This is a genomic window from Halobacteriovorax sp. JY17 (assembly GCF_002753895.1).
Taxonomy (GTDB): domain Bacteria; phylum Bdellovibrionota; class Bacteriovoracia; order Bacteriovoracales; family Bacteriovoracaceae; genus Halobacteriovorax.
In genome coordinates this window covers 285,684-300,802 of record NZ_NJER01000002.1, presented here as the reverse complement: position 1 = coordinate 300,802, position 15,119 = coordinate 285,684, and the positions used below count along the sequence as shown (strand labels likewise).

Below are 15,119 nucleotides of genomic sequence, written 5' to 3'. Positions count from 1 at the left end.
TAAATCTAAAAACCGGTCAACCTAAAAGTGGCATAAATTTCCAAATGTACACTGCTTACAATGATCCTGATTAATTAAGTCCGGTTTAGAAGTGAGTTCCCAATCCTTATGTAGCGATTCTTTCAACTCTTGATGAGTTAAGATTACTTCGACATTTTCCTGCATGTCTGCGAATGAAAGAACTAATTTAACTGGCTTATCTGCAAACTCAGGATAGAGAACTTGATAGGCGTAAGCATACGACTTCAGTTGGAACCAATAAGGTACTTCCTTGGCCTCCTCTCTTTGTCCTGTTTTAAAATCCCAAACTTCAAGCTGATTACCTGATTCTTTTGGTGTGAGAACTAAATCTGGTGTTCCAGAAATCATTTGCTCAAAGAATGGAAACTTTATCATTTCTTCTGAAATAAAATTATAGTCTAGACTCTTTTCTTTTAGCTTTGAAATGGTCCAATCAAAGGCCGCTATATCTTTCTTAATATTTTTATCTATAAAAGAAGCTGGGGCAATCCAATTTCTCTTGATAGCAAAACTTAGAGCTTCATGTATTTCTGTTCCTCTAGAAGCGCTAGAGCTTATGACGCCCTCTTCTTCAATTATTTCACTTGCCTTAATTCCACTAAAAACAGACTCTTTCCCTGTTAGCTCAACAACATCTTCTTCTGTAAATTTACAAACATTTAATAGATAGAATTTCCGAGGGCATTGAGAAATTGAGGCAAGCCTCGTTACTGAGAGTTCAGAGATTATTCCTAGACTACTATCATTACTTACTGCTGAAGTTACTCCTAAAGAGTCCATATGAAAGAGAGGTGCTTTTAGTTTTACAAATTCAACATCAAGTCCTTCAATATTTCTTTGATTATCTTTAATGACTTCCATAAAATCAATTTTCTTAATCAAGTCTTCTTCCTGCCACTTTCTAAGTCCACAAATCCAACTATTCTTTGCACTTTGAAGAGGCTCCCCATTTAAAGAAAGATCGGTCCAATAGAGATTTTTCTGTGCTCTCGTACTTGCGACGTAGAAAAGTCTCTTTGACTCTGCAAAGTCTTTCTTCTTATAAAGAAGGCCTTCGTAAATAAACGTTGGTGTTGCATAGGCAGTCTTTTGCCTTGAATCCTTCTTCCACTTAAAACTCCATGGAAGCTTTCCAAAGAAACTCATCTCGGGCATTGTCCTTCCATTATTATGAATTCCGCCTATGAATACATTATCAAATTCCAGTCCCTTGGAGGCGTGAGCTGTCATAATTTGAATTCTCTTGGCGTCCTTTCCATATTCAAAATCAATTGAATACTTAACATCTGAATAACCAAAGATTTTCATTTGAATTTGCTCTAAATCATCTCCACACATTTCACAGAGCTCTTTTACAATTTGCCCATTATTCTTATGATTAGAGTTTAGAAGTCCTGCAGAAAAGCTGAACTTTAAAAATGAATTGTAAACACCAAGAGTTAAAGTGTCTGCGACAAATTGCTTAACCACCTCTTCAAGTGTTTCAGAGATAGAGAGATTAAGTAAATTAAAGTACCCACTGAGATAGAATTTTAACTTCGCGACATCTTCCTCTTCTTCACTAGAAAGAAGAAAATCAACAAGTGTTTTAAATATTGCTAAGATTGGGTCTTCTGCCAAAGGTACTTTAATTTGTGCAGTAAAACTTAAATCATTTTTTATTAATTCATTAATTAAATACTTTGAAGGACCTAGATTCTTATAAAGAACACAAACATTTTCATCTGTATTTTTAAAGATATCTTCAATTTGTGTGAGAAAAGACTTTGACTCAAAGAGAGAGAAGTCCTCACTCTTTGGCTTTTCTTTTTCTTCAAAGAATTCTCCAATATCATAATTAGAGACTACAACCTTTCCAGAATTTTCACTGTTTTTTTCAAAGGGAAATGTTTGATAATCAACTGGTACACTATGGTTATCTATACCTTCGAAGTTTAATCCGATTTTAAATAAGTAATCAAAAACATAATTATTGAAGTCAATTATATTTGCCTTTGACCTATAGTTATTTGAAAGCTTAAGTGTTTGTGGAGATTTCTCCATACAACTTTTAAAAACACCAAGTTCTCCACCTCTAAAACCATAGATGGCCTGCTTCATATCTCCTACAGTAAAGAGCTTATGAAAATCCCCATCAATAATTTGACTCAGCATTTCAAATTGAACTTCAGAAGTATCTTGAAATTCGTCTACAATAAAGTATTCATAATTGTGAGCGATATTCTTCCTTGTCTCTTCATCACAAAGAGATAAAGAAACATAGTATTCTAAATCTGAGAATGTAACTCCAGGAATATCTCGGTAATGCTTTTCTATATATTGATAAATTAGATGAGTGGACTCCCACCACTTTTTTATATCTTCATTCATTGAGGTAAAAGTTTGCGTTATATCTTCAGTGTATTTCTTCAAGAAGCCTCTAAACTCCTTAATCAAAGAAAAATGTTCTTCTAGCTCATTTGTTATAATTTTCTTACTAGGCCCTGTTAACCTAGATATTCCATCAAACATTTCAATAGAGAACTCAAAGTCTTCTAACTTCCATTGAGTTTTACCTTGATACTTATTTTGAATTTTCTGAATGACTTGAAACCAAGGCTTATCACTGAATTCGCTAAAAGGAATTAAATCGATTGGATTATTCCATAATTCATCGACCCCTAGAAGTTCCCATATTTTCGGCCATATCTCGCTCGAATCCTTCTCCAGGTTTTCAAACTTTAAATCTTTCCACATCAACCTTATTTCCGGTGAACCAAAAATATTTAGCATTGATTTTGTTATCTGAGATGAATTAAGAGAAATAATCTTTCTAAACTCTTCACTTGGAATTTCTTCTAGATGGTTCTCAAACCATCTTTCATAGAGTTTGCTTATTTTTTCACGGTACTCACTCTCAGAAATAATTCCTACACTTGAAGAGACTCCGGGGATCAATCCTTGTCCTATTAGCTTATAACAAAATCCATGAATCGTACTTATTGTCATAAAGTCGACAGCATTCTTTATAATTAACCAACTCTCCAAGTTATCTTGAGTTGATTCAATTTGAACTTCAATTCTCTGAACCAATCTTTCATAAATTTCTCCCGCAGCCTTTTTAGTGAATGTCATTAGAACAATTTTTGAGAAATAAGATTGAATCTTCTGCTCAAATTCAATTAAATCTATATTTTCATTTTGGTTAATGAATCTCTTTGCAAGATAAATAACATGTTCAACAAGAACAAATGTCTTCCCTGAACCAGCTCCTGCACTTAAGAGAACACCTCCTGTATGCTCTATGGCAAGCTTTTGTTCTGAATTAGGCTCTCTCATTATACTGATCCTCTTGTACATAGATTTGATACTGAACAAAAAGTGCATACATCATCTTTAGATGGATTCGCTCTCCACAGAGTTTCTTTCTTCAACTCTTCAATAACCTCATCTTCAAATTCACAGTATTCTGAAAACCATAAATTCAAATCATCAAAGGCAGATTTTCGTGTCTTTACACCGAGTCCCACTCTTTCCATAAAGTCTTTTCCAAGCTCGTGTCCGCCATGGATAAGTAGAGACTCTTCTGTATTTGAGAGATTTACAAATCCCCAAAAGAGAACATCTTGAATTTCTCCTCCAAAATGCTTTAGATAGAAAGGTAATTGAATCTTGCTATACTTCTCAATTTCACCTTTACTTGGAATACTAAAGCCTGATCTTTTAAAGTCTAAAATAATAAATTTATCTTCGAATTTAATAATGCAGTCGATTCGACCTGAAACAAATTCTTTATCTGCAAGAAAGGCCTCAAATGAAACCTCACTTCCAACCATATTTTCTAAGATGTTTAATATATACTTAACACCATTTTCACTATAGTTATAAATTTCATATAGTGAAATCTTCTCTTTAACTTCGCTCAAGAGTTTTCGGTTTTCTTCCACAAATTTCTTATAAACTTCTGAAACGGTTTCTCGAAGAACTCCTTCATCCCAATTTCTTACTTTATCAAAATACTTTTCAATCACTTCATGCTCTAAACTTCCAATTTCGTTTGGTCTCAAATCTTTGGAATTTGAAGCATCGATTTCCTTTCTCTCAAGATAGGTATAGAAAAACTTCTTTGGACAATCGATATAAGTTTGAAGTTTACTAGCAGATACTTTTTGATCAAAAGATCGCCCTTCTGTTTCAAGTACATTTCGAAAGGTCTCTACTTTAGGTGTGAATATTTCCTCTCGAAGAAACTCAACTCCTCTAAAGAATTCACTCCAACTTCGATCTGATTCAACAAGGCCTTCTTGAATACAGAAAATAATTTTACCCTTATCTAATAGTTCTCTAAACTTTTCGCGAACCATAAGAAACTCAAGCTCGGGTCTTTGAATTGGGCCAAGAGAAGAGAGAAATTTCATTATATCTTCTTGATACTTACTTCCTCCCTTTTTAACTCCCTGATAGGCATCAGTAAGCAGAAAAATTGACTCAACATCTTCACTACTCTCTAATTCATTCAACCCCAGAATGGAGATCTTCTTTTCTAAATTTGATATAGGAGCAAAGTAATCTCTTGGAAGATTTAGACTTATTATTTCTCTTACAACTTGAACGTCATAGAACTTTATAAATTCATTATCATCTGAAAGGGCTTTATAATCTGTGATAATTTTTAGTAGAGAGCTATAAACCTTAATAAGTCGAAAGTTCTTTTCTTCGATATTCTTGCTCAGTTCAAAAGCGACCTTAGACTTAACACAAGAAATCAATTCTTCACATTCAATCCCCTCTCCAACAACACTTTCAATTTCATCTATTGCTCTTTTTGTGTAAGCACTAAAAAGATCTGCCGTCGTTCTAAAGTGGGTAGGAAGAACACTTACTTCTAAGCAAGAGTCGAGAGTTACTTTCTTCTCAGCGAGAACTATCTGTTCAACTTCTTCTACATCTAATATTTCTTTTAACTTCTGGGCCAATCTCTTCTTAGGAAAGAAATAACTCTTCACATCTCTTTTAAATTCAGTAAGTTCTTCTCTTAATTCATCCGCCTTAAACCACCTAATCCAATCACCTGGTCTTGTTTGTTTAAAAACTTCTTTTGGAAAAGGAATAATAACTTTGTTTCGAATTGCTAGTGAGTTAATAAAGTCGATTTGCCCAGAGTTTATATGATTAAATCCCCAGAATAAGTAAGTCGTTTCAACTTCTTCACTAATCCCAATTTTTAAATGATGTGAGAGAATTTCATTGGCCTTATGCTCGTCAACAATTCCAAGTTGTTCAAAGTACATCCAATAGATTGGAAGACTTTTTTGAATGGCTTCATCATAAGAAGGTAAAACTTCTTTAATCATTTCAAAGTCTAAACTATATCCACGTAGTTCTGTGAAAAGGTTAAAGCTATCAAAGAAAGAGTCCGCAGCGTAATCGCTTAACTTCTTCTTCCAAATTGTAGCTAATTGTCCTAATAGATCGGCCTTTCTCTTTAAAATAATTTCTTCATCTATTTTATTTAAAAGATCCGATGAGAACTTTGAAATTGTTATTACCTCGGCACGAGATGGATCAGAAATTCGAGATCTCAAGGAGTCAGCGGCCATAGGATGAGGGCAGATTACTACAACCTTCTCTTCACTATTTCCAAGAGGTTCAAGGTTATAAATTTCTGTTGAGTTTTCATATAAATATACGCTTAGCACAAGATTTTCCCCATGACACAACAAGTCTCGCTGTGTTAAAGATTTCAGTGATAATCATAGCAAAAAAAGGTTAAAAGCATAATGTTAGATGAGAGTAGATTATATAGTTTTTTAGATAGAGAGAATAATTTCACTGTTCACTTTCTAGATGGACAGAAACTTATTCACGACCTAGCAATAATTCACGATGTTAAGTCTGATGGTTTTGCCTATTTCAGGGATTCCATACTTACGGCCCAAAACCTTATCTCTCTTTTAAAGTCCGGTGAAGGTCTAGGCCTCTTTATTGATTCTAATGAGCCTTATTTTAAACTAAAGATAGAGATGAATTTTGCAGGAAGAATGAGAACTCTCCTTATGCCTGAAAACTTTAATACTTTTCCAGAAAAGATCACTGGAACTTGTAGGCTTTCTAAAATATTTCCAAATAATCCAAGTCCATACACTTCAGTTATCGAACTTAATAATATTAGTTTTCATCAAGTCGTAAATAAGATTCTACAAGACTCTTATCAATTAAAAGCGGATATACACCTCAGTGACAACTCTGATCAAAGTGTAATGATTCAACAGTTACCACAAACAAATGTGGACAAAGAAGAAGCCGACTCTACTCAACTATCTCCTGCCGAGTATTGGGTAAAATCTCAAAAGCATATTAAAGAAATTTTTTCAAAGTCCACAACACAGCAAACTGAAATACAAGGACACTTTGAATCCCTAGGCTTTACTTACCTTGGTAGTAAACTTGTAGAGTTTAAGTGTAATTGCTCTAGAGAGAGAATGGTTCGCTCTATATCATCTCTCTGTCTTTCTTCTGGCATTGATGAAATATTTGAAAGTAAGAATGAACTAGAAGCAAAATGCGATTACTGCAAGACTTACTACCTCATCACAAGAGATGAGATAGTAAATATCAACCACTAGAGATTGATTAAATCGAGAGGGATTTTCTTTTCTTCAGGAGACCATAGAAATCTCTTAAATATTTCACTCTCGTCATAGAGCCCGCAAAAGTTTTCAGAGCCAGCCCCTTCAGCAAGAACAGGTGACATAAGAGAGTTTCTCTTATAGATGACAAAACTTCCTTTTTGATCGAACTTTTCCCACTGCTTTCCTCTTCTTGGAAGTTCTATATTTCTTCCACCAGAACCAGTCAAAACGAGCAACACATCTCTCTTTTTATCTACTTCATTTATAAAGAACCCATAAAGCTTCTCAAGGCCATTAATCCTATCTCGAACATTTTCAATGTCTTTTCGAGCGATAGCACTTTCCAAACTAAAATCTCTAACAATAAGCATGCTGCGAACTGTTTTTGTTAAAAGATTTTTATACATTTCGATGGCATTATTATAGAGGCTCGCATAGCAAATTCCCGCCTTACAACTTCTATCGTAGAGAATATCTCCATCATTGAATTCCATTTCTTCTTGAAAGTGAAACCTCTTTGCCTTTTCATTAGAGGAATCAGCCATTTTCCAAAGACTAGTTACTTTAGGGATAACATTCTTTTCCGAGTTACACTTCCAAGAGTTAATAAGAGACTGCTTATCACTTGCACCATTTTCTAAAACACTCACCTTAAAACCAATTCGATGAAGGTAAGACCAAAGCGGCTCATTTTCATAGTCTGAACATTGGCCAGTGATATTCTTTGTTCCAAATGATTGAGATAGAAAACCTGATGTAGCATCTGGCCGTAATTCATAGAGGTTAAAATTCCATAGTTTTCCCATGCATGATGAGTTTTCAAATGAAATTTTCTCCTCTACTGCTGATCTTGTAAATTTTGCAAGGGCAAAGTGCTCCTCGGTTAATCCAGCAACCTGAATCCACACAATTCTCTTAGGTCTTGAATTAAAATTATGTGTTTTAAGCCCTATTGTTTCTACTTTTGAACATGAAGCCATTATAAAAATAAATGATATTATTATAAGTTTTTTAAACATTCTTATCCTCAAATAAGTAAATTCCTACAGCAAAAGAAATTGTGACTAGAGTAACCATTATAGCGGAATTTTCAAAAAATCCCGAAAGTAGAAATGGCCAGGAAAAAAACGCTCCTGCTAGGCTTCTCTTTAAGACAAGAATCACAAGTCCGATAAATATATATGCGTACAACAACTCAACGTGATTAGACATCGTAAAGAAAATTACAATAAATAGAAATGGAATCTTTTGTATGGCCCTCTTCTTTTGTTTTAACTCCCCTTCTTTTAAATAAGTAAGTAAATGTGGATAAATTAAACAAGCAACGAAACAGCCTAGAGATGTTACTGATAAATTAACCGCAATCTTTCTTTCTAGCCCCAACAAAGGAACAATAAAAAACAGTAGAAGACTAAAGTACTCAAGAAATTTAAATTCTCTATAATTATTTGTTGCAAAATATTTCTTAAGACCTAAAACGATCAATAATACGACATTAATACTTATGACTTTTGATTCTAATAGTAAATTGATCAAGTTTTTATCCCTACAGAGGTCTATATTTAATGAAATGGCCTATGTGCCTAAAATTTCTCATTCATTTATTACCCTAAATCAACTATTCTATTAAGGAAACTGAAAAGAAAATTGATTAGCTTAATCACTCTAGGAGAAGAGTTATGGACGCAACTATGGCATCACGCGAAATTATGTGGAACATACCCCCATCGTTCAAGGTGGCAATGTATGTTTTATTTTTTGCAAGTCTCGCCTACATGGCCAAAGGGTTTTATGACAAAGTCATATTCATCACTGCTGGCGAAGGTATAAAAGGACTAAAGAGATTACTTCCAGAAAAATTAAATTGGGGCGCGTTTTTTAAAACTGCATTTCTAACTGGAAAGGTCCCAAGATCTAAAGATGTAAAAATCTTTCACGGGCTTATCTTCTGGGGATTTTTCATTCTCTGGATTGCTACAGACTTAGTGGCCATTCACTACGACACTCCTTTTAAAATTTTTAAGGGACCACTTTATATAACAGTATCATTTCTCGCTGATATTGCAGGACTAATGGTCCTTGTTGGTCTCGCCATGGCATTTAAGAGAAGATATATAAATAAGCCTGATTACCTATCTGCCAGTAAGCCAAAGCAAGAACTCTTCATGTATGGAATGCTTTCCGCCCTTGTTATTATTGGTTACTTAATTGAGGGTATTAGAATTCTTGGAACAGGAATGCCAGAAGGCGAAAGAACTTGGGCCCCAATTGGTTGGTGTCTAGCAAGCCTATTCCAAACTTTTAATATGGGAGATGGTACTCTTGCAACTATCTACAGAGTTTTATGGTTCTTCCATATGGCAAATACAATGGCCTTCGTCGCAAGTATTGGTCACTCAAAATTTTCTCATATTTTCATGTTACCTTTTCAAGCTTTAATTACTCCACCAAGAAGAGGTGCAGTTCTAAAACCAATGAACTTTGAAGATGAGAATGCTGAAACCTTTGGACTGGGTAGATTATCAGAACTTACTGCAAAGAATAGAATTGATCTTCTAACTTGTGTTGAGTGTGGAAGATGTACAAATGTTTGCCCAGCGCTAAACGCAGGAAAGAACTTAAATCCAAAAACAATTATCACAAAAGCGAGAGACTTTGTTCTTGAAGTAGAAGCAAAAGGTGAAAAAGACGCCGATATTTGGGAAAATCCACTCTACGCTTCAAACGAGCTTGACGCCTGTACGACTTGTGGTGCTTGTATGGAAGAATGTCCGGCCAATATCGAACACGTTGACATCATCATGGAAGCGAAAAGGTATAAAACTCTTACCCTTGGAGACATACCTCCAGCGGCTGCTGATGCTGTAAATAAAGTGAGAAATAATGGAAACCCTTGGGGAATCACGCAAGATGACAGATTCAACTGGGCCGATGGAATGGATGTTCCTGTAATTGAAGCCGGTAAGAAAGTTGATTACCTCTACTATGTTGGTTGTGCTGGCTCATATGATGCCAATAACCAAAAGGTTGTTCAAGACACTGTTAAACTACTTACAAAAGCTGGAGTTAGCTTCGCAGTGATGGGAAAAACAGAGAAATGTAATGGTGATCCGATCAGAAGATTTGGTGATGAATACACATTCTATGAAATTGCTATCGAAAATATTGCCAATATGAATCAATATGATTTCGACAAAGTTGTCACTCACTGCCCTCACTGCCTACATACAATTGGAAAAGAGTATGGAAAGTTCGAAGACGGTGAATTTGAGACAGTTCACCACACTGAATTACTGGCAGAATTGATCAGAAGTGGTAAACTAAAACCAGAGAAAAAGCTTAATGAAGAGCTTACATTTCACGACCCTTGTTATTTAGGTCGTCACCACGGCGAATACAATGCTCCAAGAGAAATACTTAAGGCCTCTGGAGCAAGTATAAAAGAAATGGAGATGAATAAAGACAAGGCCATGTGCTGTGGAATGGGCGGTGGAAATATGTGGTACGAGCTTCCAGAAGGTGTGCACCTTGCTGAGAAGAGACTTGAGCAAATTGGAGAAACAAAGGCTCCAAAGCTTGCAACAGCTTGCTCGTATTGTATGATTAATTTCCACTCATCAAAGAATGAGAAAACAAATACTGATGCAGTTGAAATCGAAGATGTTGCCTCAATTTTGGCAAAAACTATTCTTTAAAAAAATACTTTGCCTGGGGCTCTTGTCCCAGGCATATATTTTTCCTAGTTATTCACAAGAAAATATTGAAGCTAAGATTGAAACCACTCCAGGTATCATTGAGTCCTTACTTGAAGTTATTGATATTGAAAAAAATCAATATTCTACTCTTATAAAAGAAGCGGAGAAAAAGAGCCTTCTTATAACTGATGATGAACAAGTTAAAGAAATAAAGCTCGATCCATTCTTTGTGAAGTCTCTTCTTTTAAATAGTGAAAATAGATATCTAAATTTTATAAAAGATCAGACTGATGAATGTAGATTAATCTCTCTCTTTCAAAATGATCTCATTAAAACTTCGAGAGGCCTTGTAAATAGAGTTATCGTTAATTTCATAGACAAAGATAACAAGAGGGAGAGAGCGTTACTCACAAAGAGTAATTTCTTAGAGTTATATTTTAAGAAGAAATGTATCAATAATAAAGAACTCGAAAAGTTATTTGAACGAGGTAATCTTGCGAATACTATGAAAAGTATTACTCTAACAACTCCTACGACAAGTAATCAATGTGTTCAAATTCTAAACGACTGGCAGAGAAACCCAAATACTCCCTTTCTTTGTGGACTTCATGAGACTCTCAGCCGTGGAGACAAAGCAAAACTTATTCTTCCTGCAATCAGCCCTATTCAAAGAAAGAGAAGGTCTGTTTTACAATCAAGGATAAATACTGCTGAAAGACTCACCCCACTTATTCCATACTTTCAAAGAACATACTTAAAGAACTTATGTGAAAATATTGATAATCAAGAACAATTCTGCGACAAGTATCTTGCCAAAGATATTTGGTCTCAAATAGTGACAGGAGAAGAGCCTGATTACCTACTTAGCTATAAGTGCAAGAATGTTCTAGGGAAGGATACTGTTAACAAGAATGATTTAAGAAAATGTGCACTAAAGTTTAAAAATGAGCCCAAATACTGTCTAACAAAAGGTAATAGCAAGCACCCTTCATCATATCCTTTAGAGAATTGCGAAAGCATATCAGACTCTCTAAATAGTAGTCAGCTTATTACAAAGTATCACGACTGCCCAGGCTCCGTTGATAATGAAGGTATTATTAATACCCATAGACTACTAAGCCACTTCAGAAAGGCTGAATTTTCCTCAACAGAGTTTACCTGTGCTTCAGAGGCAAATTTAAGCTTTGCCAAGTTAAATATTGATGCCAATAATTCAAAGGGATGGCCTCTTAAAATTTGCTTTAAAAATTTAGCCTCTGAATTAAAAGAGTGCTACTCATATGTTCCTGGAGCTTCCAAGAACAGCCCTCTGTCTGAAGATATTGTCATCTCAAAAATATTAAAGAAGGCCGAGAGAACTCCTTTTGATATTTCATGCAAGCTTGTAAACTCAAATATATATAACCCAAATAGGCTGGGATACAAAACAGGATGCCATATTGTTTACGATCCGAGCAACTGCACCTCAATCCATTGCCCTAAAGAAATTTATTACGAGACAAAGCTCATTGATTACTTAAAATATGAGGGGAAAGTTCTATATGACTATTTTCCAACATCATTTTCCAATGAAAAGTATGCAACTTCAAATTTAGTAAATGATTCACTCAGAAAGGAATCTAAGACAATAAGAAATTTAACGGCTCTTAAATTCTTTTTTTCCAACACAAAGACTGGAATTATACACGGAATCGGTTGCGCAGAAGATCTCTACCCTCTAATTTTCCAAAGAATATCTCTTAATGAATGTAAGCCTCTACCTTTTATTATTGACGGAATTGTAGAGGAGAAAGATAAAACAGAATTGGTTTTTAGAGGCGCAATTTCTGATATCCATACTCCTAAGAATATTGCTTGGAATATGATTTTTAATTCTGTTGCCAACTATAAAGAACTACATCCGCTAGAAACATGGACGCTCTATGGAATTAAATAAGTATTTTATTATATTTATGGCCTTAATAAATTTTTCAAAGGCAGAGATAACTCTTCCAGAGATGGCAACGAAACAAGCGACCAATAATCTTCGCTTCATCTCAAAAGATGGAAAATTTTCTTATTACCAAAGACGATCAGGAAGCCTACTTCTTTCAACAAATTACAATGTTGAAGAAGTTCTAAAAGGAAAAGAAGGCTCACAATATAATATTATTTCAAGCTCAACTAAGAAATTTCAAATAATTGAACAAAATGAAAACTTTCATACTTACCTTAGTGTTAGAAAACTCAATAAGATCTACCTTACTAGCTACGGAGAAAAGAAGACTAACTTTCTAGGTGAAGGCATAGATGCTCGATTACACTTAAATGATTCATGGGTTTCCTACTTCAATCCTTACAAGATGACCATTTACTTTACGAGCCTAAAGACACTTGGAACTTCATTTGAAATAAAACTACAAAACAATAAGAATCCCTACTTCATTCCTCAAAGAGTAATGTTAAATGATAAGATCATTTTATTTTCAGATTTAAATACAGATGCTGTTGCAGGGGTTATAGAGTTCGATAGAAACAGTACCAAATCAAACCTTCTCTTAAAGGCTGAAAATGAATTCTCAAGGTATGAACTTTGTATCAACGAAGACTCGCTCTTCCTAGGAACGTTTGGAACAAGAAATATCGCAAAGTATTCTTCCATAACAAAGTATCCAATAAAAAACTTTCAAATTTCCAAAGGAAGTATTATTTACGATAGCAAGTATAACGATCGTGGATCTATTATTTGCGATAGTTCTGATAAGAAACTCTACTTCATAAAGAATGCGACGAAAGAGAACAGGGAAGAAACTTACGAAGCAAGTTCAATCAACTTAGAGAATAAAGACGTTGAAATATTAAGTTCTTTCAAATGGGTCAGCTCCATCATTAATATGGACGATAAACTTATTCTTCCTTATCATGGAAAGTTCTTTCTCTTAAATACAAAGAAGAATACTCTCACAAATGACTCTCTTCTAGAGGTATCTAAAAAAGAAAGTGTACAAGAGGTGAAAAAATGATTGCACTAATCCTCCCCCTTCTTTTCTTTATAAATATTCATGCAACTGACTTTAGAGATGCATATAAAGGAAAAATACATCTAGAATCCACAGGAACACCCGCTGAATACCAAATTTTAATAGATTCAATAAATCACTATGAACTCAGTAAATCAGACAAAGATGAGGTTCTTACTGACGTTATTCTAAGTGATACTTTTTTTAGTAGAATCCCTAAAAATGAACTCTACATTCTCATAAAGATGGAAACATATAAATCAGTCCTATCTTTCTTTAAAACATCTGACTATAAAACTGCGAGAGTGAATCAAAGTGAAATTAATGAGCTTATGAAAATAGAGAGAAAATATAAAGAAGATCTCTCTCCTTTTGCTCACTGGATACTTAAGGCCGTGATCAGAGATCTAAACATTATTATTAAGTATAAGTATTATCAAACTTATCTCACTCAAAAATCTCAGAATAAGTCTCTAAAGAACTTAGAACTTTTAAAGCTTGATAAGAAGATAACTCTGCTCACTCCTTGGATTAAAACTTTTACGAAATCATCACCAGAGGAGATTAATCTTTTAACAAGACCTCTCCACTTTGATTTACTAAGAAAACTCGCTTTCTTATCAAAGACTATTTATCAAACATCAAGTTTTGAAAAATCTCCTAAGCTTGCTTCTCTAGATAAGTTAAAACTTTTCAAATATTCTAGAGAACTTACAACTCAAGAGTCCACACTTAAGAAGATTGATGATGTTATTGGAAATATCGAACTCTTTCCAAGTAAGGAAGATAATAATACAGAGATTACAGACTTACCTAAGCCTTCTAATGATTGGATTCCAAAGGATGACTTAGCTCCCCTCAAAGTCAAAAAGAGTGAACTCTTTCCTAAGCCTGACCCTAACTACCAAAGGCCAGACTCTTTACCTGAGCCAGTAAATGACTGGCTTCTAGAAATTTAAAAAATCCATTTAACAAGTAATTTTAAATTATTTTCTACTGGGCCGCCTTCAATTCCATACTTTCTATTCCAGTACTGATATTCCGCTCCCAGATAAATGACATCAGAATGGCCATAGGCTTTTCCCACATCATAAGCTAGCTGCTGACCTGTATGCCAATGACTCTTTACAAGGGTGTTATCACTTCTATTTCCCTCACTACCAAAAACAATATCGATATAAGCACTATAGTAGAAAGATAATTTCTCTGAAATATTCATAGGAAGATTGTAAGCTATTGTAGACTGCAGAGATGTCCCTTCAGCATCTAGATTATCTCTGACATAGAAGTTAATTTGAAAGAATTGAAAAAGAGGTAAGTTTAAATCTACTCCTGCTCCAATTAGTCTTGACCTCGAAGTTGCAGTACTCTTTCCATGCTCAAAAGTTGTGCTCAAGAGAACGTCTTTTACAAATCGATCTTTACTGTAGAATTCAAAAATCTTTCCAAAGCTCAAGCGCGGTGCCCACTCGCCATATATCGCAGTCTTACTTGAATCATTTGAAGATTGAGGATCCGTCACATCAAACCAGAAAAAGTTATCTCCGTACTTCCAGGCTCCAGCATGCTCAAACGTATACTCTACGCGATTATTATCTCCCAACTTAAAGCTTGAACCATTGAGGTAACTCAATGATGTTCTTGACCACTCATATGAGTAAGCACTTTGAAGAAGGACACAACTAATAAATAGAATTTTACAAATTACTTTCACACTCTCTCCTTAAATTTAAAGCTTCATTATATAGTTATTTTCTATTTAGATGCTATTTTCTTTTGCGCCAAAAAAGCCA

10 protein-coding genes are annotated in these 15,119 nt (G+C 34.6%); 5 read left to right on the top strand and 5 right to left on the bottom strand.

The features are described 5' to 3' along the window. Positions 1-21 precede the first annotated feature (21 nt). Positions 22-3,339 (bottom strand): UvrD-helicase domain-containing protein, encoded by a 3,318-nt coding sequence (locus CES88_RS09770; RefSeq protein WP_290733839.1) that lies wholly within the window; start codon positions 3,337-3,339, stop codon positions 22-24. Further along, positions 3,339-5,699, bottom strand: a complete 2,361-nt coding sequence (locus CES88_RS09765) for a PD-(D/E)XK nuclease family protein (protein ID WP_290733837.1) — start codon at positions 5,697-5,699, stop codon at positions 3,339-3,341. The genes CES88_RS09770 and CES88_RS09765 overlap by 1 nt, the downstream gene beginning before the upstream one ends. 81 nt (positions 5,700-5,780) lie before the next feature. On the opposite strand from CES88_RS09765, the gene CES88_RS09760 reads away from it, so the two are divergent. Further along, positions 5,781-6,626, top strand: coding sequence for an Hsp33 family molecular chaperone HslO (locus tag CES88_RS09760; protein WP_290733835.1), 846 nt, complete (start codon positions 5,781-5,783; stop codon positions 6,624-6,626). Here the strand turns inward: CES88_RS09760 and CES88_RS09755 are convergent. Together CES88_RS09755 and CES88_RS09750 are read right to left on the bottom strand one after the other, a co-directional pair. Next, complete coding sequence (locus CES88_RS09755; protein WP_290733833.1) at positions 6,623-7,651, bottom strand: hypothetical protein; 1,029 nt, start codon at positions 7,649-7,651, stop codon at positions 6,623-6,625. The genes CES88_RS09760 and CES88_RS09755 overlap by 4 nt on opposite strands. Further along, entirely contained in the window at positions 7,644-8,168 is a 525-nt protein-coding gene (locus CES88_RS09750) for a hypothetical protein (RefSeq protein ID WP_290733831.1), read from the bottom strand. The genes CES88_RS09755 and CES88_RS09750 overlap by 8 nt, the downstream gene beginning before the upstream one ends. Positions 8,169-8,311: 143 nt before the next feature. Between CES88_RS09750 and CES88_RS09745 the strand changes: the two genes are divergently transcribed. Genes CES88_RS09745 through CES88_RS09730 form a run of 4 tightly spaced genes read left to right on the top strand, consistent with a single transcriptional unit; the run spans position 8,312 to position 14,285 of the window. Continuing rightward, positions 8,312-10,327 carry a (Fe-S)-binding protein gene (locus CES88_RS09745; RefSeq protein WP_290733829.1) on the top strand — a complete coding sequence of 672 codons (2,016 nt, stop codon included), beginning with the start codon at positions 8,312-8,314 and terminating at the stop codon, positions 10,325-10,327. 22 nt (positions 10,328-10,349) lie between these two features. Further along, positions 10,350-12,263, top strand: a complete 1,914-nt coding sequence (locus tag CES88_RS09740) for a hypothetical protein (protein ID WP_290733827.1) — start codon at positions 10,350-10,352, stop codon at positions 12,261-12,263. After that, complete coding sequence (locus tag CES88_RS09735; protein WP_290733825.1) at positions 12,250-13,329, top strand: hypothetical protein; 1,080 nt, start codon at positions 12,250-12,252, stop codon at positions 13,327-13,329. The genes CES88_RS09740 and CES88_RS09735 overlap by 14 nt, the downstream gene beginning before the upstream one ends. Next, positions 13,326-14,285, top strand: a complete 960-nt coding sequence (locus tag CES88_RS09730; protein ID WP_290733823.1) for a hypothetical protein — start codon at positions 13,326-13,328, stop codon at positions 14,283-14,285. The genes CES88_RS09735 and CES88_RS09730 overlap by 4 nt, the downstream gene beginning before the upstream one ends. Here CES88_RS09730 and CES88_RS09725 read toward each other — a convergent pair. Then, positions 14,282-15,040: a hypothetical protein gene (locus CES88_RS09725; RefSeq protein WP_290733821.1), complete on the bottom strand. Its 759-nt coding sequence runs from the start codon at positions 15,038-15,040 to the stop codon at positions 14,282-14,284. The genes CES88_RS09730 and CES88_RS09725 overlap by 4 nt on opposite strands. Positions 15,041-15,119 lie beyond the last annotated feature (79 nt).